The 21,486-nt window shown below is 60.5% G+C and carries 21 protein-coding genes and 1 pseudogene; 14 read left to right on the forward strand and 8 right to left on the reverse strand.

The features are described 5' to 3' along the window. Positions 1-19: 19 nt before the first annotated feature. From ACF6ZU_RS17630 to ACF6ZU_RS17675, 10 genes are all read left to right on the forward strand, one after another. Entirely contained in the window at positions 20-1,120 is a 1,101-nt protein-coding gene (locus tag ACF6ZU_RS17630; RefSeq protein ID WP_392885507.1) for a hypothetical protein, read from the forward strand. Between the two features lie 42 nt (positions 1,121-1,162). Beyond that, entirely contained in the window at positions 1,163-2,443 is a 1,281-nt protein-coding gene (locus ACF6ZU_RS17635) for a biotin carboxylase (RefSeq protein ID WP_392885508.1), read from the forward strand. Positions 2,444-2,486: 43 nt separating this feature from the next. Next, positions 2,487-2,984, forward strand: coding sequence for a RidA family protein (locus ACF6ZU_RS17640; RefSeq protein WP_392885509.1), 498 nt, complete (start codon positions 2,487-2,489; stop codon positions 2,982-2,984). Between the two features lie 82 nt (positions 2,985-3,066). Then, positions 3,067-3,534: a cupin domain-containing protein gene (locus tag ACF6ZU_RS17645; protein WP_392885510.1), complete on the forward strand. Its 468-nt coding sequence runs from the start codon at positions 3,067-3,069 to the stop codon at positions 3,532-3,534. A 228-nt stretch (positions 3,535-3,762) separates the two neighbouring features. Then, on the forward strand, positions 3,763-4,419 hold the full coding sequence (gene yfcF, locus ACF6ZU_RS17650; protein WP_392893843.1) for a glutathione transferase: 657 nt from the start codon (positions 3,763-3,765) through the stop codon (positions 4,417-4,419). Between the two features lie 33 nt (positions 4,420-4,452). Beyond that, positions 4,453-5,793, forward strand: coding sequence for a KamA family radical SAM protein (locus ACF6ZU_RS17655; RefSeq protein WP_392885512.1), 1,341 nt, complete (start codon positions 4,453-4,455; stop codon positions 5,791-5,793). Between the two features lie 24 nt (positions 5,794-5,817). Continuing rightward, positions 5,818-6,690 carry a branched-chain amino acid aminotransferase gene (locus tag ACF6ZU_RS17660; protein ID WP_392885514.1) on the forward strand — a complete coding sequence of 291 codons (873 nt, stop codon included), beginning with the start codon at positions 5,818-5,820 and terminating at the stop codon, positions 6,688-6,690. A 21-nt stretch (positions 6,691-6,711) separates the two neighbouring features. After that, positions 6,712-7,470: a TauD/TfdA family dioxygenase gene (locus ACF6ZU_RS17665; protein WP_392885516.1), complete on the forward strand. Its 759-nt coding sequence runs from the start codon at positions 6,712-6,714 to the stop codon at positions 7,468-7,470. 66 nt (positions 7,471-7,536) lie between these two features. Next, on the forward strand, positions 7,537-8,496 hold the full coding sequence (locus ACF6ZU_RS17670; RefSeq protein ID WP_392885518.1) for a diiron oxygenase: 960 nt from the start codon (positions 7,537-7,539) through the stop codon (positions 8,494-8,496). A 14-nt stretch (positions 8,497-8,510) separates the two neighbouring features. Further along, positions 8,511-9,311, forward strand: a complete 801-nt coding sequence (locus tag ACF6ZU_RS17675; RefSeq protein ID WP_392885520.1) for an N-acyl homoserine lactonase family protein — start codon at positions 8,511-8,513, stop codon at positions 9,309-9,311. A 119-nt stretch (positions 9,312-9,430) separates the two neighbouring features. Here ACF6ZU_RS17675 and ACF6ZU_RS17680 read toward each other — a convergent pair whose 3' ends face one another. The 5 genes from ACF6ZU_RS17680 to ACF6ZU_RS17700 all read right to left on the reverse strand — a co-directional run bounded on the left by ACF6ZU_RS17680 (position 9,431) and on the right by ACF6ZU_RS17700 (position 14,844). Next, positions 9,431-10,861: a PLP-dependent aminotransferase family protein gene (locus ACF6ZU_RS17680; RefSeq protein ID WP_392885521.1), complete on the reverse strand. Its 1,431-nt coding sequence runs from the start codon at positions 10,859-10,861 to the stop codon at positions 9,431-9,433. Between the two features lie 220 nt (positions 10,862-11,081). Next, positions 11,082-11,786 carry a hypothetical protein gene (locus tag ACF6ZU_RS17685; protein ID WP_392885523.1) on the reverse strand — a complete coding sequence of 235 codons (705 nt, stop codon included), beginning with the start codon at positions 11,784-11,786 and terminating at the stop codon, positions 11,082-11,084. A 277-nt stretch (positions 11,787-12,063) separates the two neighbouring features. Continuing rightward, a complete protein-coding gene (locus ACF6ZU_RS17690; RefSeq protein ID WP_392885525.1) occupies positions 12,064-12,564 on the reverse strand; it encodes a hypothetical protein in 501 nt (166 codons plus the stop codon). A gap of 52 nt (positions 12,565-12,616) precedes the next feature. After that, entirely contained in the window at positions 12,617-14,131 is a 1,515-nt protein-coding gene (locus tag ACF6ZU_RS17695; RefSeq protein WP_392885527.1) for a sensor histidine kinase, read from the reverse strand. A 2-nt stretch (positions 14,132-14,133) separates the two neighbouring features. Continuing rightward, positions 14,134-14,844, reverse strand: coding sequence for a response regulator transcription factor (locus ACF6ZU_RS17700; protein ID WP_392885529.1), 711 nt, complete (start codon positions 14,842-14,844; stop codon positions 14,134-14,136). 151 nt (positions 14,845-14,995) lie between these two features. Here ACF6ZU_RS17700 and msrB point away from each other — a divergent pair, with 151 nt between their 5' ends. From msrB to msrA, 3 genes are read left to right on the forward strand one after another with little or no spacing between them, the layout of a single operon-like run. Then, on the forward strand, positions 14,996-15,514 hold the full coding sequence (gene msrB, locus ACF6ZU_RS17705; RefSeq protein WP_392885530.1) for a peptide-methionine (R)-S-oxide reductase MsrB: 519 nt from the start codon (positions 14,996-14,998) through the stop codon (positions 15,512-15,514). 31 nt (positions 15,515-15,545) lie between these two features. After that, positions 15,546-17,315, forward strand: coding sequence for a cytochrome c biogenesis protein DipZ (locus tag ACF6ZU_RS17710; RefSeq protein WP_392885532.1), 1,770 nt, complete (start codon positions 15,546-15,548; stop codon positions 17,313-17,315). A 30-nt stretch (positions 17,316-17,345) separates the two neighbouring features. Beyond that, a complete protein-coding gene (gene msrA, locus ACF6ZU_RS17715) occupies positions 17,346-18,050 on the forward strand; it encodes a peptide-methionine (S)-S-oxide reductase MsrA (RefSeq protein ID WP_392885534.1) in 705 nt (234 codons plus the stop codon). Positions 18,051-18,052: 2 nt separating this feature from the next. Here the strand turns inward: msrA and ACF6ZU_RS17720 are convergent. From ACF6ZU_RS17720 to ACF6ZU_RS17730, 3 genes and pseudogenes are all read right to left on the reverse strand, one after another. Then, positions 18,053-18,133 (reverse strand): annotated as a pseudogene (locus ACF6ZU_RS17720) (outer membrane lipoprotein carrier protein LolA); the annotation flags it as partial. Positions 18,134-18,175: 42 nt separating this feature from the next. Then, positions 18,176-19,189, reverse strand: a complete 1,014-nt coding sequence (locus ACF6ZU_RS17725) for a diguanylate cyclase domain-containing protein (RefSeq protein WP_392885535.1) — start codon at positions 19,187-19,189, stop codon at positions 18,176-18,178. Positions 19,190-19,254: 65 nt separating this feature from the next. Continuing rightward, entirely contained in the window at positions 19,255-20,160 is a 906-nt protein-coding gene (locus tag ACF6ZU_RS17730; protein WP_392885536.1) for a LysR family transcriptional regulator, read from the reverse strand. Positions 20,161-20,262: 102 nt separating this feature from the next. On the opposite strand from ACF6ZU_RS17730, the gene ACF6ZU_RS17735 reads away from it, so the two are divergent. Then, on the forward strand, positions 20,263-21,438 hold the full coding sequence (locus tag ACF6ZU_RS17735; RefSeq protein ID WP_392885538.1) for an aspartate aminotransferase family protein: 1,176 nt from the start codon (positions 20,263-20,265) through the stop codon (positions 21,436-21,438). Positions 21,439-21,486 lie beyond the last annotated feature (48 nt).

Raw genomic sequence — 21,486 nt, forward strand, 5'->3', positions numbered from 1 at the left:
CTGGTTCCAGAGGTGTTGCATGAGTGTTCAAACCACGGTAGCCGTCGCCAAACCGGTGATCAACATTCGCCTGTTCACGATCCGGATCATCACCGCCGTGTCGCTGTTTGCGGTACTGGGCAAGGCCAACGTCTGGCTCGACACCGCCACCAACAGCATTCTCGCCCTCGGTTATCGGGCCTTGTTGTTACTGCTCCCGCTGACCTTGCTGGTGCTGGGGCGCCGGTCCCTGAGCGTGACGCTGATGTGTGCCGCCCTCGGGCTGGTGCTGCTGGCGGTCACCAGCAATCAGGGCATGGTGATGTTCGCCGCCGCACTGTTCGCCTACGGCATCGCGATTGCCGGTTACCTGATCAAAAGCGAAGCCGCCCAGACCAAGGAGGGCGCCGCCTATAACCGCGTCGCCATGAACATGGGCAGCCTGGTGGCGGGGTTGATCCTGCTGTCACCGCTGCTGACCCCCACTCTGTTTTTCCTCGGTGCCGCGGGTTTTGTCCTGCTGTGCCTGCCCATCGCCATGGGTGCGACGTTCACCACCCAGCCGGTGGTGGCCAGCCCGGTCACTCACGACGGCAGCGGCTGGCGCAACAAACTGCCGTGGGTGATCGCCGGCGTGATCATGGGCATCAAGCTGTTCGGTGTGTTCTCGATCCTGCCGCAAGCGATCCTGCTCAAGACCGGTGAGCTGCCCGCCTGGTATGGCTTGATGCTGATCCTCAACAGCACCGTGGTGGTTTTCGCCCAAGTCCCAGTGATGAAGCTGATCGAACGCACCGGGCGCTTCAAGGTGGTCGCGGTCATCGCCATCATCGTCGGCGGTTTCGCGGTGCTCTCGTCACCGGCCGCCTTCCACGTCGAAACCCTCGCCGGCGCGCTGATCTGGGTGGCACTGCTGTCCATCGCCGAATGCGCCTTCAGCTACCTCGATTACTTCTCGGTCAAGCAGAACAACATGTTCGTCAAGGAAGTGTCCCTGGGCGTCGGGGCCGGGCTGACGGTGTTGATCATGCGGGTGATGCCTCCGCCCTACAACGCCCTGGTGCTGGCCGCCATCGGTGCCGGTGGGATCCTGGCCTGGTACTGGTTCAACCGTAAAACCAGCGCGTCATTGCACGACTGATTCACCGCTTTTGCGTTTTTTACTCCATCGTTCGGAGGCTTCATGAACACGACGTCATGCGTAGTAGTGGTCGGGTACAACGGCAATCGGGTTCACGATATCCGCAAGCTACGCGACCTCTGCAAGACGCTCTATAACGCCCGGCTGATCCTGGTGGTCGAGCAGATTCAAGCCGAAGACGATCAGGTGGCCGATCACGTCTGCACTGCGTCGATGGCCCCGCAGGACATCGCCGACTCCGTCGATCTGGTGGCCGGTTGCCTCAGTGTCGATCAATGGAAACTGATCGGCGTCCTGCCTTTTTCCGACCGCGGCGTATTGCTTGGTGCCGCATTGGCCACACATTTCGACCTGCCCGGCATTACCCCCGGCGAAGCGCGGGCGGGGCTGGATAAACAGATTTTCCGCAAGCTTGAAGCCGCTGCCGATAGCGCGCCCGTGGATTACCGACCGGTGTTCTCCGCACGCATCGAAAGCCTGGGCGAGTTGCGCGAGCGAGTGGTCGAACTCGGCGGCAAAGCCTTCATCAAGCCCGCCTGCGAAGGCGCGAGCCGGGGTTGCCGGGTCATCCATCATCCGTCCGAGTGCGACGAGGCCTGGCAGGCGCTCAAGTCGTATCGCGAAGGCGGCATCGTCCTCGAAGAGCTAATTCAGAACGCCCGGGAGTACAGCTGGGATTACGTCGCGGGCAGCACCTGGGTCACCGAGAAAACCACCACCGAAGGCGCCTATCGCGCGGAAATCCAGCAAGTCGTGCCGGCGCCTCTAGCAGCCGACGTTCAGGCTCGCCTGGCAGCTGCTGGCCGACACATGTCCGGGTTGGCGTCGCTGGATAACGGCGCCTACCACAACGAGATTTTCCTGCGCCGCGACGGCCTGACATCGGCGGTGGAAACCAACATGCGCCCCGGTGGCATGCACATCTGGGACCTGGCGCGTTTGGCGTTCATCGATTTCGATCCGTGGGAACGCTGGGTCCGCTGGGCGGTGGAAGGCACGGTCGACCATCGCGATCCGGTTGCCCGTGGCTATTGCGGCATTCGCCTGCTGCGGGCGCCGGCGGGCGGGCTGTTGCGCCATGTTCCGGACATCGAGGCGCTGGCCCGGCAAATGAACATCGAGCTGATCGAGGCGGTTTACTCCAAACGCCTCAGTGATTCCGTCACCGCACTGGTGAAGGACAACACCTCGTTTATCGGCCACATCGTGTTGTTCAGCGAGGACTACGCAGCGCTCAGCGAAAACCTGCTGCGTCTGGCAGAGGCGATCGAGTCGCGCGTCGAAGTGACCTGTCTGGCTGCGCCGGCGAGAGCCGCGGGTTGAGCCTTCGGGGTTTCAAGCATTATTGGTTAAGAGGGTTGGGTAAATGATTGAGTTAAAAACGTCGTGTGATGAGCGCTTTATCGCCCTGGCGAGAGAGCTGGGTTATGACATCTACGGCGAGAACACCGTGGGCGGGCACTACTCGCCCCTGGTGCGGCATCACGATGAAATCTACGTCAGCGGCCTGGTGCCGCGCATGAGCGGTAAAATTCAGTACCCCGGCAGAGTGGGGCGCGAACTCAACCTGACGGACGCTCAAGCCGCCGCCAGTATCAGCGCCATGCGCGGGCTGGCCTTGATCGTCGATGCCATCGGTTCGCTGGATAAAATCAAGTCGCTGATTCGGGTCACGGTGTACGTGCGGTGCACGGAGGATTTCGTTGACCTCAGTGACGTCGCCAACGGTGCCTCGGACGTCTTCAGTCATGTCTTGGGTGATGCAGGGAAACATACCCGAACAACAGTCGGTGTTTATCAATTGCCCAAAAACGCCGCCGTGGAAATTGACATGATTGTGGCGCTGCGACCTTCAGTGTTGTGAGTGTTAGTTGCTCGCCTTTACAGTGGGCTGATGTTCGCCTAGTGTCTGCTCACTTGAGTCGATAACAAGTCGGTGTTTGCGGATGAATAATATTCAAGGTGGGTTTTTTCCATACAAAGACTTTCGCCAGAGTTTGAATCGCCCTTCGGTTAATGCACGGGTGTGGAAGGGTGGCGAACTTGCCGACATGCGCCAGAGCCTGGAGGCCAGCGAGATCGATATCGTCGCGCTGGCGCACGACAACAGCATCGAAGGTTGCAAGTTGACGCCAGGGATGGCGGTGTCCATGCAATGGTTGAAACCGGGTACCGAACTCAATGGCCATGCGCATTCATGGTGGCACCTGTTCATCATTCAATCCGGTAGTGGCGCGCTGACCCTGGGCGATGCCGATGCGGTGAACGTCAGTCCCGGCGACGTTTTGCTGGTGCCGGCCTGGACCCGGCACGGCTTCGTCAACACTAGCGCCACCGAGTCGCTGGCCATGTTGAACATGAGCAACATGCCGCAGATGGCGCTGCTCTCCAACGCCGCGGACGCCATGGTCTGATCAGCCATCGGGTCTGATTTTCCTTACGCTGCCATTCAGGGAGTCTGCGACCGCAGGCTCCCTTTTTATTTTCCGTCACCGCCGCCCGTGCCTCCCGGGCAACCTGTGTTTGTTTAATTTCTGTATCCGTAGAAACAGATAATTTCTGTATCTGTTCAGCGCTTATTCAACTTACTACGATCGTTTCCAATGCAACGGATTATTATGGTTAGTGCAAGGGAACGTTCTATGGAAAGTACGAAGCTGAAACTTTATGTTGGCGCAGATTATGTCAGTGCTTTTGCCATGTCGGCATATGTGGCGTTGAAGGAAAAGCAAATTTCATTTGAACTTGTTACGTTGGATTTGAAGGCGCGTGAGAACTATCAGGCGAATTATCGTGACGTCTCGCTGACCTGCAAGATCCCCACGCTGGTGCACGATGGTTTTGCACTGTCGGAGTCTTCGGCGATCGCCGAATACCTGGAAGAAATAGCCCCGGGGCACCCGAAACTGTTCCCGCTGGACATCAAGCAGCGCGCCCGCGCCCGCCAGCTCCAGGCCTGGTTGCGCAGTGATCTGCTGGTCATTCGCAAAGAGCGACCTGCGGACCTCATCTACTTCGGCAAAAAAGACAACTCGCTGTCCGAGGAGGCGTTGGCCGCTGTCGACCGGTTGTTCTTCGTCGCTGACCGATTGCTGGAGGAGGGCGCCGATCACCTGTTCGGTGACTGGAGCATTGCCGACACCGACCTGGCAATCATGCTCAATCGACTGGTGGCCAATGGTGATCAGGTCCCTGCGCGACTGGCGGCGTATGTCCGTCGGCAATGGGACCGCGACAGCGTTCGGGCCTGGGTGGACATAGAGCGCGCAGCGCCGTCCATCCAGCTCTCGAATCATTAAGGCCAATGCCAAGGGATCACCAGGAGCGCTGCCATGCAGGGACTGTCGGAGCAGGAAAGATACAAACCCTACAACTCGCGGACCATTCGCGACACGCCGTACTGGCAAAAACTGACACCCGCGCTGCAGGAAGCCATGAACGTCGTGGCGCGAGTCATGCCGTTTCGTACCAATGAATACGTGCTGGGCACGCTGATCGACTGGGACAACATTCCGGACGATCCGATTTTTCGCATGACCTTTCCCCACAAGGACATGCTGCTGCCGGACGAGTACGCGTCGCTCAAGCAACTGATCGAGCAGGATGACGCAGTGGCCATCAAGCGTCGGATCGAAGCCATCTGGCTGCGTATGAATCCGCACCCGGCCGGGCAACTGACGCACAACGGCGCGACCCTCGACGGAAAAGTCCTGCCGGGGATTCAGCACAAGTACCGCGAGACCGTGCTGTTTTTTCCCGGCGCAGGTCAGACGTGTCACGCGTACTGCACGTTCTGTTTCCGCTGGGCGCAGTTCATCGGCGAGGAAGAACTCAAGTTCAACGCCCGAGAATCCCAGGAGCTGGTGAGTTACCTGCGGGTGCACACCGAAGTCACCGACGTGCTGATCACCGGGGGCGACCCAATGATCATGAACACCCGTTCGCTGGCGGGGTACATCGAGCCGCTACTGGAGCTGCCACACCTCAAAAGCATCCGTATCGGCACCAAATCCGTGGCGTATTGGCCACAGCGGTTTGTCAGCGACAAGGATGCGCCAGAGCTGCTGGAGCTGTTTAAACGGATCGTCGCGGCAGGGAAACATCTGTCGGTGATGGGCCACTACAACCACCCGGTGGAAATCCGTCAGGACATCGCCCGTCAGGCGGTCGAACGCATCCGTTCCACCGGGGCGACGTTGCGCATGCAGGCGCCGGTGATCCGCCACATCAACGAAAACCCGGCCGACTGGGCCGCGCTCTGGACCGAAGGCGTGCGCTTGGGGGCCGTGCCTTATTACCTGTTTGTCGAGCGCGATACCGGGCCGAGCCACTACTTCGCGATGCCGCTGGCGCGGGCGTTCGAGATCTTCCAGGCGGCTTACCGCACGGTGTCCGGGCTGGCGCGCACGGTGCGCGGGCCGTCCATGAGCACCTTCTACGGCAAGGTGTTGATCAACGGAATTGAAGTGGTCGCCGGGGAAAAAGTCTTCGTGTTGCAGTTCCTTCAGGCACGCGATCCGCAATGGGTGTTGCGCACGTTCTATGCGCGATTCGATCCCCACGCGACCTGGTTCGACGAGTTGCGGCCAGCGTTTGGTGAGCGCGCGTTTTTCTTTCAGCCGGAGCCTGTTGCAGCGCCCGAATTGATACCGGTCCTGCTCGAAACGGCGTAGGAAAATTCATCAGGAGATAGGGATATGAGCGGCATACCGTTTGATCAGCGTGAAGGTTTTATCTGGCTCGACGGCGAGTTCGTCGAGTGGTCCGAAGCGCGCTTGCATGTGCTGACCCATGGTCTGCATTACGCGAGCACCGTGTATGAAGGGGAGCGTGTCTACAACGGCAGGATCTTCAAACTGCGTGAACACAGCGAGCGGCTGTATCGCTCGGCGCAACTGATGGATTTCGCGATTCCCTATGAGCTGGCCGAGCTGGAAGCGGCGAGCCATGAACTGCTGCAACGCAACAATGTGGTCGACGGTTACCTGCGACCGGTGGCGTGGCGCGGCAGTGAAATGATCTCCACCTCGGCCCGTTTCAACCGCGTGCACGTGGCGATCGCCTGCTGGCAATGGCCGAGTTACTTCGACCCGGCGGGGCACATGGGCGGCATTCGCTTGAAGACCGCCGAATGGCGCCGGCCGCCGCCCAGCAGCAGTCCGTTCGAAGCCAAGGCTTCGGGGCATTACCAGATCGCCACGCTCAGCAAGCACGATGCGGAAAACAACGGTTATCACGATGCGTTGATGCTCGACTGGCGTGGTCATGTGGCCGAGGCCACCAGTGCCAACGTGTTCTTCGTCAAAGGCCGGACGCTGCACACGCCGCTGCCCGATTGCTTCCTCAACGGCATCACCCGGCAGACCGTTATCGAATTGGCCGGGGCGCTGGATTACCAGGTGGTCGAGCGCACGATTCTTCCCACAGAGCTTGGCGACTTCGATGAGTGTTTTCTGACGGGGACCGCTGCCGAAATCACCCCCGTGCAGAGCATCGATGAGCAGCGCTACCGACCGGGCAGCGCCTGCCGTGACTTCATTGCCGCTTACACCTCAACCGTTAACGCCTGATAAACCGCCAGGAACACCACCATGTCAGATCAAGGGATTGTTGCGTCTAAACCTTACGTTTCGCTGGGCCACCGCCATGACGAATTGTCGTCCCGTGGCTGGACCGTGCTGACCCCGGGCGAATTTGCCTACGATGTCGTCGGCACTTTGCAGGCGTTCGGTCAGATCGTTCCGCAGTTCAACGGACAGACTGCGTTTGCCATCACCCGCAAGCCGGGGTACGAAGACTTGCCGTATTCCCAGAGCATGAACGGCATCGGCCCGCACACGGAAGCGCCTGTCTATGGACCGCCGCCGCGTTACCTGGCCTTGCATTGTCATCAACAGGCGACCTGCGGCGGCGGGCACACCGGGTTGGTGGATGGTTATGAATTTCTCGCGTTTCTCGAACGCGCCGAACCCGAGTTGCGCGAATGGATCGACGAGACCCCGGTGGAATTCGTTGCCACCGCGAAACCCGGTGAAGCCGCGCAGCGCCGGGTCAAGGAGTACATCCTGACGCCTACAGAGGACGGGGATATTTTCCGCTTCAGCTACAACCAGTTTCACTACGGCGATGTGAATCCTTCCAAAGAGGCCCTGCAGCAATCGAACGTGGCCAACAATCCTTCGCCCCTGGCGAGGTTTGCGGTATTGGGTGAGGACTACTTCATCCAGCACAACACGCCGGTGCTGATTCCCGACGGCTGCCTGCTGATTTGGGACAACTGGCGAATGATCCATGCCCGCAGCCGATACACTGACCCCGCGCGAAACCTGACCCGCTACTGGCTGGCCTGATTCATCCGTCGCTTCTCATTCAACAAGCGTACCCCCGGCGGGTACGCGTCCTACAGGTATCGCGTCATGCAAACTGCAATCGAGATCGCCAAGGTCGATCATCAACTGGTCGTGCGGCTCAATCAAGCCTGGACCAAACGGGCCACGGTGTGTGCGCCGGACAAGGCCTCGGTCAGCGAAGCGTTCGATCCGGCGCGCCCGGATTATCCGGAGTGCATGGTGCCGTTTTTCCATCACCCGAAATTCCAGGCCCTGAGCGAGGAGCTGAAAAGTACCGTCGTGACCTGGGGCTGGATCGGCTACAACTTGCGCACGGTCACGGCTGAAGAGCACGTGGTCAACCCGGCGCTGAGCGTCATCGCCAATCAATACCTGGGCAAGAACGACTGGCATTTTCGCGAGGCGATGCAGCAGACGCTGATCGACGAGCACTACCACACGCTCATGCACCTGCGGGCCATCGAGCGGACCAAAGAGGACCGCGCGCTCGATCAGGATCTGGACTTGCCACCGTCGGTGACTTACCTGCGCCTCGCCGCGTTGCGAGAAGAATTGCCCGAGCAATGGCAGCGCGATCTGGCGGCGATCACCTTCGCGGTGGTGGCCGAGATCAGCGTCAACGCCTACCTGGACCTGCTCGCTGACGATCAGAGCATTCAGCCGCAAAACCGCCGAGTGGCGGAGCTGCACAACCGTGACGAATACGCCCACAGCAAGATTCTCGCGGAAGTGGCGAAGGTCATGTACGCCAACATGCAGCCGACTCAACGGGCATTTTTCGCACAGACTTTGTCCGTGGCGCTGAGTGCCTTTGTCGCCCAGGACTACTCGATGTGGGAGGCGATTCTGACGCAGCTCGGTGTCGAGGACGCGGCGCAGATCATTGCCGATACCCGGGAGAGCAACAAGAACGCCACGATCATGCGGGACTACAGCGGTTTGCATCGTCTGGCGCAGGACCTGGGGATCACCGACGAGATCGATTTCGACTTCCGTCCAACCCTCAAAACCGCGGCAGTGGCCTGAATCGGGAGGTGAACATGTCGGTTCCTGTGTACGAAGTATTCGCCATTCGTGTCGGCGCCAATGCCCAGCGCACTGCGCGCGAGAACTTTCTTTACGACGCCTGCTGCGGTGATCCCGATGCGTCGATGCCGCTGGACTACTACTTCTGGGTCATTCGCAACGAGCAACACGTGATCGTGGTCGACACCTGTTTTCAACCGGCCACCGCAGGTCGGCGTAACCGTCAGATGTATCGCCTGCCGGAAGAATCCCTACGGCAACTGGACATCGATCCTGCGCAAGTAGAGAACCTGATCCTCACCCATTTGCACTGGGATCACGCCGGCAATCTGGGGCTGTTTCCGAAAGCCACGGTGCATTTGCAGGAAGCGGAACTGCGCTTTTGTACCGGTCCGAAAATGGCGCATCGCACGGTGAACAAAACCTACGAGGTCGAGGACGTGATGTCGGCGCTGCCGCCCTTGTTCGAAGGCCGGTTGCGCTTGCATACCGGCACGGTCGAGGTGGTTCCGGGGGTGACGTTGCATCCGGTGGGCGGCCATACGCCGGGCAGCCAGGTGGTGCGGGTGAACACCGGGCGTGGGTGGATTGTGCTGGCGTCGGACGCGGCGCATTTGTGGGCGAACATTCGTCAGCGCAGTCCGTTTCCGATCATTGATGATCTGGCGCAGACGTTGGAGGCGTTTATCGAAATCGACCGGCTGGCTGACAGCGAAGACCACGTCATTCCCGGGCACGATCCGCTGATCGCCGAGCGCTTTCCCCACTGGAACGATGACCCGCACATCATCTGCCTCCACCAAAACCCCGCCTGACACTTCCCCCTGTAGGAGCGAGCCTGCTCGCGATGGACGTGAACGATAACGCGTGCTACCTGGAAAAACGCGTTGCCTTTGCGTCCATCGCGAGCAGGCTCGCTCCTACAGGTCATGTGTCAGCCTTGGGTTTTGAGGAGTTGGCCGAGGGTCGTGAGGGCGTCATCGATCTTTGGTGAATACGGCGTCCCGCAGCCAATCCGCACGAAGTGCTCGAAGCGCCGGGTATTGGAAAAGATATCCCCAGGTGAAATCTGAATACCCACCTTCAACGCTTCATGGAACAACACCATGGCCGAATAGCGGGGCGGCAGTTCTACCCACAACAACGTACCGCCCCGAGGATCGGTGACGCCGGTGCCGGGTGGAAAGTAGCGAGTCACCGCCGCACTCATCTGCTGGCGTTGTAGCGTCAGAATTTTCCTCAAACGTCGCAGGTAACGTTCGTAGGACGGCGTTTTCATGAACGCGCAGACCGCCAGTTGTGACAACGCTTCACATCCTCTGGATTGCGTGTGCTTGAGCATCTCCACGCGATCGTGCCATTTCCCCGCGCTGATCCAGCCCAGGCGCACGCCCGGCGCCAGGGTTTTGTTCAGCGAGGCGCAATAAATCACGTTGTCAGTGCGGTCCCAGTGTTTAAGCGTCGACAGCGGTAGCTCGGTGTCGACAAGGTCACCGTAGGTGTCGTCTTCGATCAGCACCGTGCCGTGGTCGGCGCACAGTTGCACCAGCCGCGCCTTGTTGGCGTCGGGCATGATGCTGCCCAGCGGGTTTTGCAGGTTGGGAATGACGATCAGCGCCTGGATCCGTTCAGGGCCGCGCAACAGTTGTTCCAGCGCGAACAGATTGATGCCTGCATGGGCCGTTGCCGGGACTTCCAGCACGCGCAGGTTCAGGCTTTCGAGAATTTGCAGCAGGCCGTAGAAGGTCGGCGATTCCACGGCCACTGTGTCGCCGGGTCGGGTGACTGCGCGTAAGGCGAGGTTGATCGCTTCCGTAGCGCCGTTGGTGATCACTATTTTTTCGGCCGTCAGATGGGCCCTGGTGGTCAACGCCCGCCGGGCGAGGATGTTGCGCAAGGCAAGGTTACCGGCGGTCGAGCCTTGCGTGCCGAGCAAATGCTGGTCCTGACGCAGTGCCTTGATCATGTGGTCATGCAGGGTCTTCAGCGGATAGAGCGGCGGCGCGCAATAGGCACTGGCGAAATTGACCTTGATCGTCGCGCGCTGGCTGGCCTTGAGCACCGATGACACCTGTTCGTGAATGCCAACGTAGACGCCGGTATCAACGGGCGCCGGTGCAGCTGTCGTGACCGGTTTGGGCAGGGTGTCCGGCTGGCGAATGTAGTTGCCGGAACGCGGCCGGGCTTCCAGCACGCCATAGTCTTCCAGCTCCCGGCACACCTGCACGGCGGTCGACAGGCTGACCGCGTGTTTTTCCATCATCAGCCTAATGGAGGGGAAGCGTTCACCGGTTTTCAAGGTGCCGCTGCGGATCGCGTCGAGGTAGTGATTGGCTAACTGACGGTACAAGGGCGTCGTGTGCATGAGGACCTCAGCAATCGCACCACTGAGGTCTTGGGCTGGAAAGTGAGTTGACGTTCCCCGCAGGCGGACCCGTGGTGCTCAAGGGTTAAGGGAAGTGTTTTCTGGCGTCGATACTGAGAGAGTAATCGGGCTTTTGCAGGAATCGCGGGCAATAAAAAGCCCCGCTCTAGGGCGGGGCTTTCAGGTCAGTGGCGGCTGAGGCGCGGCTGATCGGGAAGGGTTACTGCGCGGCGATGCTGTAGCCATCGAACGCGGTTTGCTGCTGAAGCGCGGTGATGATGTTTTTGCGGTTGACCGCCTGTTCCGTGCCGCTGCTGTCGAGGAATGTTTCGCTTTCCAGCTCGGCTTCCTCACCTTCACCGACGAAGGTAAAACCGAGGAATTCCAGCGCTTCGCGGTCAACGTTCAGGCGCGAACGCGGCGTGCGCAACGGCAGGGTGACGCTCACGCCATCCTTGCTGATGGTGAACACTTCGACTTCTTTCTTGGCGCGGGCAGTTTTGCTCTTGCCGCTGCTAGGGTTGCTGATGACCTGGTGCGTCTGGTTCAGTACTTTCAGCGCCAGACCGTAGACGATCTCCTGAAACGCCGGGTCGTCCTTGAAACTGGACAGGATGCGGCTGATCGAAAATTTGCTGCTCAGGTCTTCGAGGGCTGCGATGTCCGCCGCTTCGGCGTCCTTGAGTTGCTTGAGTTCGCCCATCAGCTCATAGGCTTTGTCGTCGTCGAAGCGGTCATGAGCCTGGCGAATCGCCGCACGCAGTTCGCGGATCTGGTCGCTTTCCCGAGTGGACTGGAAAGCATCCAGAACCATCTCGCTGATGATTTTGGCCTGCGGCACATGCTGTGAAAGATTGATGGAGTTTTCGTATTCCGCTTTGGACGACAAGGTGACTACGGATTCAGCGGTATTGGAATCGGACATTGAAATTTCACTACTTCTTTGAACTTGGATTGAGGCGAGAAAGCGCTGGGCCTTTTCTGGCCGCCTAATCTATTGGACCGGGGCGGCGTTGTCACGGGGGACGGACAAAAGGGCCGGATATCACCACTCTGGGGGGGCGGGCACAACACTCGAATATCACCACCCTGTAGGAGCCGGCTTGCTGCGGGCGGCGTTCCGACGATAGCGGCGGATCAGTCGATACATGTGTAACTGACCCGCCGCTATCGTCGGAACGCCGCCCGCAGCAAGCCGGCTCCTACAAGGTGGCGGTCTTCAGAGATCGGAACATCTGATAAAACTTGATTGAACGCCCGCAGAATAAACCGCTCGCAAAGCCTGATGCAGAGGCCTTGAACAACACCATCGGCAGCGTGGCCGAGTACTGCGGATCAACCTCGGCTTGATAGCCAAAGTAATAATTCACCGTGAAAAACAGCAGGTAGAGCGTCAGGGTTTTCGCTGTGCCCGGTACGATCAACGCGGTTTGCGATTGCTCCAGCTCGAGGCCTTTGCGCGAAAAAATCAGCAGTGCAACGACGCTGCCAACGAAGATGGCCGCCAGCCAGCAACCGATCGATAGCAGAGGATTGAGCGCCATGTTCAGCGAAGACAGCGACCAGCCCAGCAAAATCGGTGGGGTGATCAACAGTGATAGCTTGCTTTCACGGGTTGGGTAGAGGGCTTTGATGCCGTAATAACAGAGCAGCAAAAATATCGCGTAAACCCACACCGGGGTGTTTTGCAGGGTGTTGAACATCGAACAGCGTCCTTGCCGAAAAAATGATGCCGGATCATAGCGGCTGCTGAGGCTATTTCCCTAGCGAGTTTAGATTCATCGAGTGCACCGCCCATTGCTCGGCGGTTTGCTGATCCACCGGCAATGTGAAGCGAAAGGTCGCGCCACGGCCGGGCACGTCGATCAGTTGAATGTCGCGACCGTGCAATTGCAGGATCCGATGGACGATGCGCAGCCCCAACCCACCATCACGCCGCGCCCCGCCAATGTTGAACGGACGCAGGAACAACCCTTCGCGCAGTTCCGGTGCGATGCCGGGGCCGGTATCACTGACAGTCACCTCAATGAACGGACCTTGCGGGCGCAGGCTCAATTCGATGTCGCCACCCTGTGGGGTATGGCGCAGCGCGTTATCGAACAGGTTGGTGAGCACCCGCTCGATCAACCCCAGGTCGGCGCAGGCGGCGGCCACATTGGGGGCAAAACTGGCTTTCAGTTCAACCTGACGCGCCTCGGCGGTGAGTTCGAACTTTTGGAAAATATCCTGCACCAGATCGGTCAGGGAGAAACGCTCGAGCACCGGTTGCACGAAGCCGTGTTCGAGGCGCACCAGCTCCAGCAACGATTGCGCCAGACCGCCCACCTTGCGGCTTTGATCCAGCGCGATGCCGAGGTAGCGGCGACGGTCGGCGGGGGACAGTGTGGCGTCCTTGAGCGACAGGGTTTCCAGATAACCGTGCAGCGAGGCCAACGGCGTGCGCAGGTCGTGGGAAATGTTCGCCACCAGTTCGCGGCGCTCTTGATCCTGACGGGTCAGCGAACGCCATTGTTCGCTGAGACGTGCCTGCATTTGCCGGAAAGTGGCATCGAGGATGGCGATTTCGTCGTGGCTGGCCGTCTGTTCCGACGGGGCCGGCGGCGGTGCCACCGGGACACCGTCGATGTCGAATTGGCTGACGGTTTCGGTCAGTCGGCGCAGAGGCCGGGTGATCAGGGCAAATGCGCTGAGACCGGCAATCAGGCAGAGCAACGCGACCAAGCCGATGGACAGCAACGCGGTATTGAGCGCTGCGCTGGTGGCACCCCGTTCCGCCAGGCGATCGTGGTCTTCGCCGAGCAACACCACGTAGAGATAACCGGCGGGCTTGCCGTCGACCTTGAGCGGCGCGGCACTGAACACCTTGCGCGCATCGAGGCTTCGCGGGTCGTCGCCGAGCACCGGCAGGGGATCACCTCGGAGCAGACGCTGGATCGGCGCAAGGTCGACCCGCTCACGGTGAATCCGGCCTTCGGGCGCCGCGCTGCCGACAATCTTGCCCTCGGTGTCGAGCAGATAGACCTCGACACTGGGGTTGACCTGCATCAGCTTGCTGAACAGGTCACGCACGGCATTGGGCATCAGGCCCTGGGTGTCCATCAGCACGGTGTCGCGGGCGATGTGCTGGGCCAGATCCCGCGACAGCCCTTGCACCACTTCCTGTTCATGCATCTGGTTGGAGCGCACCTGCATCCACGCCGACGTGCCGCAGCACACCAGCAGCAGCACGGCGAACACCAGTGACAATCGTTGCGTCAGGGTCAGCCTCATGGCTATTCCTCACTGGCCGCGAATTTGTAGCCGCGACCCCACAACGTCAGGATGCGCACCGGTTGCGCCGGGTCGGCCTCGATCTTGGCGCGCAGGCGGTTGATGTGGGTATTGACCGTGTGCTCGTAGCCTTCATGGCTGTAACCCCACACGGCGTTGAGCAGGTCCATGCGCGAGAACACCTTGCCGGGCTGGCGGGCGAAGAAATACAACAGGTCGAACTCCCGTGGCGTGAGGTCGAGGCGTTTGCCATCCAGGGACACCTCGCGAGTGATTGGGTCGATGGACAGCCCGTTGATGATCAGGCTGCCGGCATCCATTTTCAGGTTGCGCGCCATGGCGTCGACCCGGCGCAACAGCGCCTTGACCCGTGCCACCAGTTCGAGCATCGAAAAAGGCTTGGCCAGGTAGTCGTCGGCACCGAGCTCCAACCCCAGGATCCGGTGGACTTCGCTGGAGCGCGCACTGGTGATGATGATCGGCGTATAGCGGGCCATGGCGCGGGCGCGGCGGCAGATTTCCAGGCCGTCGACACCCGGCAGCATCAGGTCGAGGATCAGCGCGTCCCAGCTTCCCTGCTGCAGCAAACGCATGCCTTCGTCGCCATCGGCGCAGTGCACCACCTCGAACTGCTCATCACGCAGATGCAGGCAGATAAGGTCGGCAATGTGCAGGTCGTCCTCGACCACGAGGACCCGTTTGTTCTGTTCCATCCAGTTCAATCCTTCGACGCAATGAGCGCATTGTGCGGGTTTTCCGGGGCCAGAGTTATCACGAATTGTTTAACTTCCCGTGAGGATTTGGCGATCTACCAAAGCCTAGGCTGTGTTCCATGAAAGGCACTTTGGATTTTGGGAGACGGCCATGTTTTCACGGCGACAATTTCTGCTGGCAAGCGGCGGGCTGGGGGCTGCAGCCCTGGCGATCGGAGTATTGCCAAAATTTGCCGGCAGTTCCGCACTGATCAGTGAGGCCCGTGCCGAAGAGGTTTTCGAGGTCACCCACAGTGACAGCGAATGGCATGCCCTGCTGAGCGACGAGCAGTACGACATCCTGCGCGAGGAGGGCACCGAGCGAGCCTACAGCAGCGCGCTGAACAATGAGCACCGGGACGGTACCTTTGCCTGTGCCGGCTGTGATCTGCCGCTGTTCTCATCCGCCACCAAGTTCGACAGCCGCACCGGTTGGCCGAGTTTCTGGGCACCGCTGGACAAGGCCGTGGCGACCCGTCAGGACAGGTCCTTCGGCGTGCTGCGCGAAGAAGTGCACTGCCGGCGTTGCGGCGGTCATCTGGGGCATGTCTTCGATGACGGGCCCAAACCCACCGGTCTGCGTTACTGCATGAACGGTCTGGCGATGACCTTCAAGCCACAGGCGGCTTGATCCTTTTTTTCACTTCATGCAGGTCGACACCATGTGGCTTTTGGTCCTCGCTTATCTCGGTGGTGTGCTGACGATTGTCAGCCCGTGCATTTTGCCGGTATTGCCGTTTGTCTTCGCCCGCACCGGGCAGCCGTTCATGAAAAGCGGCCTGCCGCTGCTGGCCGGGATGGCGCTGACGTTTGCGTTGGTCGCTTCCCTGGCGGCGGTGGGCGGCGGTTGGGTGGTGCAGCTCAATCAGTACGGGCGCTGGCTCGCGCTGGTATTCGTGGCCCTGTTCGGCTTGACGCTGTTGCTGCCGCAACTGGCTGAGCGCCTGACGCGTCCGCTGGTTGCCGCGGGCAGTCGCTTGTCGGAGGAGGCCGGTTCCGATTCGCGGCCGCGTCCGGGGGCGTCGTTCATGATCGGCGTCGCTACGGGCTTGCTCTGGGCGCCCTGTGCCGGGCCGATTCTGGGCCTGGTCCTCACCGGTGCCGCGCTGCAAGGGGCGAGTATCGCCACCACCCTGTTGCTGCTGGCGTACGCCGCCGGTGCCGCTACTTCCCTCGCGGCGGCGCTGCTGCTGGGTGGAAAAGTGTTCGCCGCCATGAAGCGTTCCATCGGTGCCGGCGAGTGGGTCCGTCGTGGTCTGGGTGCTGCGATGCTGGCGGGTGTGGTGGCGATTGCCCTGGGCCTGGACACCGGGATTCTGGCGCGGTTTTCGACGGCCTCCACAGGCGGCATCGAACAGGCGCTGGTGGGCCGATTGGCCGGGAAGTCGTCCAATGACGGCGGTGCGATGATGGCGCGGGATCCTGCTGGCGCCATGAAAGTGGCCGACAAAACCCCGGGCGCGCTACCGGTCGAAGGCAGCCTCCCGCCGCTGGACGGTGCGGTGCAATGGCTCAACTCACCCCCGCTTACAGCTCAGGCGTTGAAGGGCAAAGTGGTGCTGGTGGATTTCTGGACCTACTCCTGCATCAACTGCCTGCGCACCTTGCCGTATGTGAAGGCGTGGGCCGAAAAGTATCGTGATCAGGGGCTGGTAGTCATCGGTGTTCACGCGCCGGAATTCGCCTTCGAGCGGGATGTAGGCAACGTCACCAAAGCCATGAAGGACCTGGGCATCAATTACCCGGTGGCCATCGATAACGACTACAAGATCTGGCGTGCTTTCAACAACGAATACTGGCCCGCTCACTATTTCGCCGACGCCCAGGGGCGCATTCGTTATCACCACTTCGGCGAAGGCGATTACGCCGAGTCGGAGCGGGTTATCCAGCAACTGCTGCGCGAGGCGGGCGCCGCCAAAGTGGCCGATGGCCTGATCAGTGCCAGCGCCGAGGGCGTTCAACTCGCCCCGGACATGAACGAAGTGCAGTCGCCGGAAACCTATGTCGGCTATCAGCGCTCGGAGCATTTCGTCCCGGAAACCGGTCTGGTTCCCGACAAACTGAAGTCCTACAGCCCACCGTCACAACTGGCCCTGAATGACTGGAGCCTGGGCGGTCAGTGGACGGTTGGTTCGGAGCGGGCCACTTCAAGTGCGCCGTCCAGTCGCATTGTCTACCGCTTCCACGCTCGCGATTTGCACCTGGTGCTGGGCCCTGGCGCCGACGGTAAACCGGTGCGCTTCAAAGTGCTGATTGACGGAAAAGCCCCCGGCGACGCCCACGGTACCGACGTGGCGCCCGATGGCAGCGGCAGCGTGACCGAGCAACGTTTGTATCAACTGGTGCGCCAGTCTGACGGCGTTACGGATCGAACCTTCAGCATCGAGTTTCTCGATCCGGGCGTGTCCGCGTATGCCTTTACCTTTGGTTGATAGCCATCCCGATTGCCGAGGAGTCACCCTATGAAAATTCCACTCACCTGGCGCCGTAACCTGATGGGCCTGGCGGCTGCCGGCATCATCGGCCAATGCTCGGCGTTCTCGTTCGGTGCCGAGGACGCGGTCGTCATCCCGCCTCCAACCCTCGACGAAATCACCCAGGCCCACAGCGAAACGGCAGTCTTTGCCGGTGGCTGTTTCTGGGGCGTTCAAGGGGTGTTCCAGCATGTCAAAGGCGTGAAGAAAGCCGTTTCCGGGTATGCCGGTGGTGCGGCCGATACCGCTCGATATGAGCGGGTCAGCGACGGCAATACCGGGCACGCCGAATCGGTTGAAGTCACTTTCGACCCGACTCAGGTCAGCTATGGCACCTTGCTGCAGATCTACTTTTCAGTCGCGCACAATCCGACCGAACTCAATCGTCAGGGGCCGGACCGTGGCACCCAGTATCGATCGGCGATCTTTCCTGAAAACAGCGAGCAGCAGCGCGTGGCCCAGGCTTACATCGCCCAGCTAGATGCCGCGAAATCATTCAATAAACCGATCGTCACCAAACTCGAAACCTACAACGGTTTCTACCCGGCGGAGGAGGAGCATCAGGACTTTCTCACGGAGCACCCGACCTATCCGTACATCGTGATCAACGATCTGCCGAAGGTGGCGCAGTTGAAGCAGTTGTATCCGGAGCGGTATCAGGAGAAACCGGTGTTGGTGAAGGCGGGGATGTAATCCACTGTAGGAGCGAGCCTGCTCGCGAAAAACCTGAGGACGCCGCGGTGTGCCAGCAAGTACGCGTCATCGTTAGCGACCATCGCGAGCAGGCTCGCTCCTACAGTAGGAATTCGGGTATGGGCTCACCCCGAAATCACATTCTTGCCCGCAAACTTCGACCGATACAACGCCTGATCCGCCCGCGCCAGCAGACCGGTTTGCTGTTCTTCGTCGAAGCGCTGGACCACGCCGAAGCTGAGGGTGAGCTGAAAATCTCCCACCGGCGGCAAGTCTGCAAGGCTATGGCGGATAGTGTCGGCAAGGGTTCTGGCCTCCGCCAGCGAGGTATCGGGCAGGATCATGATGAACTCGTCACCGCCCCAACGCGCGAGCAAGTCGCCTTCGCGGACGCAGCGCTTGACACTCTCCACCACCTGCACCAGGGCAGCATCACCCAGGGCGTGGCCGTAGTGATCGTTGATGTTCTTGAAGTCGTCGATGTCCATGGCGATCAGCGACAACGGTTGTCGAAACCGTTGGGCGCGCTCACAGGCCTGGGGAAGGGCTTTGCTCAAGCGATGGCGGTTGGCGATCGAGGTGAGGGCGTCGGTTTCCGCCAGTTTGCGGTTTTCTTCCAGTTGAACCTGCAGCTGCTGATTGACTCGGGAGAGTTCGCGAGTGCGCTCGTCGACGACGGCCTCGAGGGATTGATTCCTGCGTTCCAGTGCTTCGAGCAGGCGCTTCTTGTCTTCGATGCAGCGGTGCGCGCCGACCATCCGCGCGACCGAACCGTCGGCATTGCGTGCAAGCACGTAACCACGGTCTTCGATCCAGATGTAACTGCCGTCCTGTGCGCGGCAACGGTATTCGGCCTGGTAGCCGGGCGCGCGTTGGCTCAGGTAGTCGTCGAACAGGGCCATGACCCGTGGGTAGTCCTCGGGATGCATCACCGATTCCCAGGTGAATACCGTGTTGTCGAGGGAATGAGGCGTGTAGCCGAGCATTTCGTACCAGCCGGGGTTGCGGTAAACGAACCCGGTGTTGGCGTTCCAGTCCCAGATGCCGTCGCTGACCAGTTCCATGATGGTGTGCAGCATGTCTTCGTTCAAATCCGACAGATTGAACTTCACCGCTTCAATATCCGAGGCCCCGTCCATCACCGCTCTCCCTGATCAAAGTGACCCGCCAGTCGAGGAGATTAGTCGATGGCGCATTCAGCCCGCTAGTGTTTGCCCCACATCCCCATGGCGAAGTCGACGAAACTGCGCAATTTCGGCAAACGGTAGCGATCCTGAGCGTATGTCAGGCTCATGGGGCGGCTCAACGGCAGGTAGTCGGGCATCAGGGCCACCAGTGTTCCGTTCCTGAGGTCTTGTTCCACCAAGGCATCGGGCAGCAGCACGATGCCCATGCCGGTGCGTGCGGCCTGATGCAATGCTGCGGAGCTGTTGACCAGCAGTGGTCCGCTGATCGCCACCGCGACCTCGCCTTCGGGGCCGCCGAGGCGCCATTCCTTTTCCACCGATTGCCAGTCATCCCCGGCCGGGTAGGCGAAGGACAGGCAGTCGTGAAGGCGCAAATCATCCGGTTTTTCCGGGTGACCGCGGCGCTTCAGGTAGCTCGGCGATGCGCACATGGTCAGGGTGTAATCCACGAGCGGGCGGGCGATCAGGTTGGTCTGCTCCATGTTGCCGAGGCGGAAAGCCACGTCGAAGCCGCTTTCCAGCAGGTCCGGGCGCCGGTTGGTGAGGACCACATCCAGCTTGACGCGGGGGCACAGCAGGGCGAATTCGCTGAGCGCCGGCGCCAGTTTTTCCGTGCCGAAGGTCAACGGCGCAGTGATTCGCAGGGTGCCGCTCGGTTCGTCGAGGGCCTGTTCGGCGAGACGTTCGGATTCGGCCACCAGTCCCAGCACCTCCAGGCAACGTTGATAGTACGCGGTGCCGAATTCCGTCAGCCGCTGGCGCCGCGTCGTACGGTTGAGCAAGCGCACTCCCAGACGTTGCTCCAGGGCGCGCAGGTGATTGCCCACCATGGTGGTGGACATTTCGCACTGAAACGCGGCGGCGGTCATGCTGCCGGATTCCACCACCCTGACGTAAACGGTCATTGCCTGGAACAAATCCATTATCAAGCCCGACTTTAAAATGATTGAAGTTTTACAGCGTTTATCCAGCTCAGGTGGCTAACCATACTGCAAAAACACCGACCCTTGCTGGAGCTTGATGTCATGACCGCCGCCTGCCTGATGAGCACTTACCAACCACTGGCCCTGAGTTTCAGCAAGGGCCTGGGCACACGCCTGTGGGATCAGGCCGGCCGAGAATACCTGGACGCGGTGGCGGGCGTGGCGGTGACCAACGTCGGGCATTCGCATCCGAAAATCGTCTCGGCGATCAGCGAACAGGCTGGCCTGTTGTTGCACACCTCCAACCTCTACAGCATCGACTGGCAACAGCAACTGGCGCAGAAACTGACGCGGTTGGCGGGCATGGAGCGGGCGTTCTTCAACAACTCCGGCGCCGAAGCCAACGAGACCGCGCTGAAACTGGCGCGGTTGCATGGCTGGCACAAAGGCATCGAACAGCCTTTGGTGATCGTCATGGAAAACGCGTTCCATGGCCGCACGCTCGGCACCCTGTCCGCCAGCGATGGCCCGGCCGTGCGCCTGGGTTTCAATGAACTGCCGGGTGATTTCGTCAAAGTGCCGTTCGGCGACCTCAAGGCGCTGGACAAGGTGCAGCAGGCTTACGGCGCAAGAATCGTGGCGATCCTGATGGAGCCGATCCAGGGCGAAAGCGGTGTGCAACTGGCCCCGCCCGGTTACCTCAAGGCCGTTCGCGACCTGTGCAGCCGGCGTGGCTGGCTTTTGATGCTCGACGAAATCCAGACCGGCATCGGCCGCACCGGCCAGTGGTTTGCATTCCAGCACGAAGGCATCGTGCCGGACGTCATGACCCTGGCCAAAGGCCTCGGCAACGGCGTCCCCATCGGCGCTTGCCTGGCCCGGGGCAAAGCCGCCGACCTGTTCACGCCCGGCAGCCACGGCAGCACCTTCGGCGGCAATCCGCTGGCCTGCCGCGTCGGTTGCACCGTGCTGGACATCATCGAGGAACAAGGATTACTGGAAAACGCCAAACAACAAGGCGAACGCCTGCTCGCCAGACTGCGCATCGAACTGGCCGATGACCCGAACGTACTGGCGATTCGCGGCCAGGGCCTGATGATCGGCATCGAACTCAAGCAACCGATCCGCGACTTGACCCTGATCGCCGCCCGGGATCATGCCCTGCTGATCAACGTGACACGGGGCAAGACCATTCGTTTGCTGCCGCCGCTGACGATTGATGAGCGGGAGGTGGAGATGATTGTCAGAGGGGTTTGTCGGGCGTTGAAAATGGCCTGAGTTACTGCGTCCCGATTTAATGCTGACCGCTTTTTGCAGGAGCTCGGC

Origin of the sequence: Pseudomonas migulae (genome assembly GCF_043225285.1) — a bacterium.
GTDB lineage: Bacteria > Pseudomonadota > Gammaproteobacteria > Pseudomonadales > Pseudomonadaceae > Aquipseudomonas > Aquipseudomonas migulae_C.

Coding starts and splice junctions, on each gene's coding strand:
- ACF6ZU_RS17675 (WP_392885520.1), top strand. CDS start 8,511: ATGTCGGTTCCTGTGTACGAAGTATTCGCCATTCGTGTCGGCGCCAAT.
- msrA (WP_392885534.1), top strand. CDS start 17,346: ATGAAAATTCCACTCACCTGGCGCCGTAACCTGATGGGCCTGGCGGCT.
- ACF6ZU_RS17695 (WP_392885527.1), bottom strand. CDS start 14,131: ATGAGGCTGACCCTGACGCAACGATTGTCACTGGTGTTCGCCGTGCTG.
- ACF6ZU_RS17645 (WP_392885510.1), top strand. CDS start 3,067: ATGAATAATATTCAAGGTGGGTTTTTTCCATACAAAGACTTTCGCCAG.
- ACF6ZU_RS17670 (WP_392885518.1), top strand. CDS start 7,537: ATGCAAACTGCAATCGAGATCGCCAAGGTCGATCATCAACTGGTCGTG.
- msrB (WP_392885530.1), top strand. CDS start 14,996: ATGTTTTCACGGCGACAATTTCTGCTGGCAAGCGGCGGGCTGGGGGCT.
- ACF6ZU_RS17730 (WP_392885536.1), bottom strand. CDS start 20,160: ATGGATTTGTTCCAGGCAATGACCGTTTACGTCAGGGTGGTGGAATCC.
- ACF6ZU_RS17690 (WP_392885525.1), bottom strand. CDS start 12,564: ATGTTCAACACCCTGCAAAACACCCCGGTGTGGGTTTACGCGATATTT.
- ACF6ZU_RS17635 (WP_392885508.1), top strand. CDS start 1,163: ATGAACACGACGTCATGCGTAGTAGTGGTCGGGTACAACGGCAATCGG.
- ACF6ZU_RS17655 (WP_392885512.1), top strand. CDS start 4,453: ATGCAGGGACTGTCGGAGCAGGAAAGATACAAACCCTACAACTCGCGG.
- ACF6ZU_RS17640 (WP_392885509.1), top strand. CDS start 2,487: ATGATTGAGTTAAAAACGTCGTGTGATGAGCGCTTTATCGCCCTGGCG.
- ACF6ZU_RS17660 (WP_392885514.1), top strand. CDS start 5,818: ATGAGCGGCATACCGTTTGATCAGCGTGAAGGTTTTATCTGGCTCGAC.
- ACF6ZU_RS17630 (WP_392885507.1), top strand. CDS start 20: ATGAGTGTTCAAACCACGGTAGCCGTCGCCAAACCGGTGATCAACATT.
- ACF6ZU_RS17685 (WP_392885523.1), bottom strand. CDS start 11,786: ATGTCCGATTCCAATACCGCTGAATCCGTAGTCACCTTGTCGTCCAAA.
- ACF6ZU_RS17735 (WP_392885538.1), top strand. CDS start 20,263: ATGACCGCCGCCTGCCTGATGAGCACTTACCAACCACTGGCCCTGAGT.
- ACF6ZU_RS17710 (WP_392885532.1), top strand. CDS start 15,546: ATGTGGCTTTTGGTCCTCGCTTATCTCGGTGGTGTGCTGACGATTGTC.
- ACF6ZU_RS17725 (WP_392885535.1), bottom strand. CDS start 19,189: ATGGACGGGGCCTCGGATATTGAAGCGGTGAAGTTCAATCTGTCGGAT.
- yfcF (WP_392893843.1), top strand. CDS start 3,763: ATGGAAAGTACGAAGCTGAAACTTTATGTTGGCGCAGATTATGTCAGT.
- ACF6ZU_RS17700 (WP_392885529.1), bottom strand. CDS start 14,844: ATGGAACAGAACAAACGGGTCCTCGTGGTCGAGGACGACCTGCACATT.
- ACF6ZU_RS17665 (WP_392885516.1), top strand. CDS start 6,712: ATGTCAGATCAAGGGATTGTTGCGTCTAAACCTTACGTTTCGCTGGGC.
- ACF6ZU_RS17680 (WP_392885521.1), bottom strand. CDS start 10,861: ATGCACACGACGCCCTTGTACCGTCAGTTAGCCAATCACTACCTCGAC.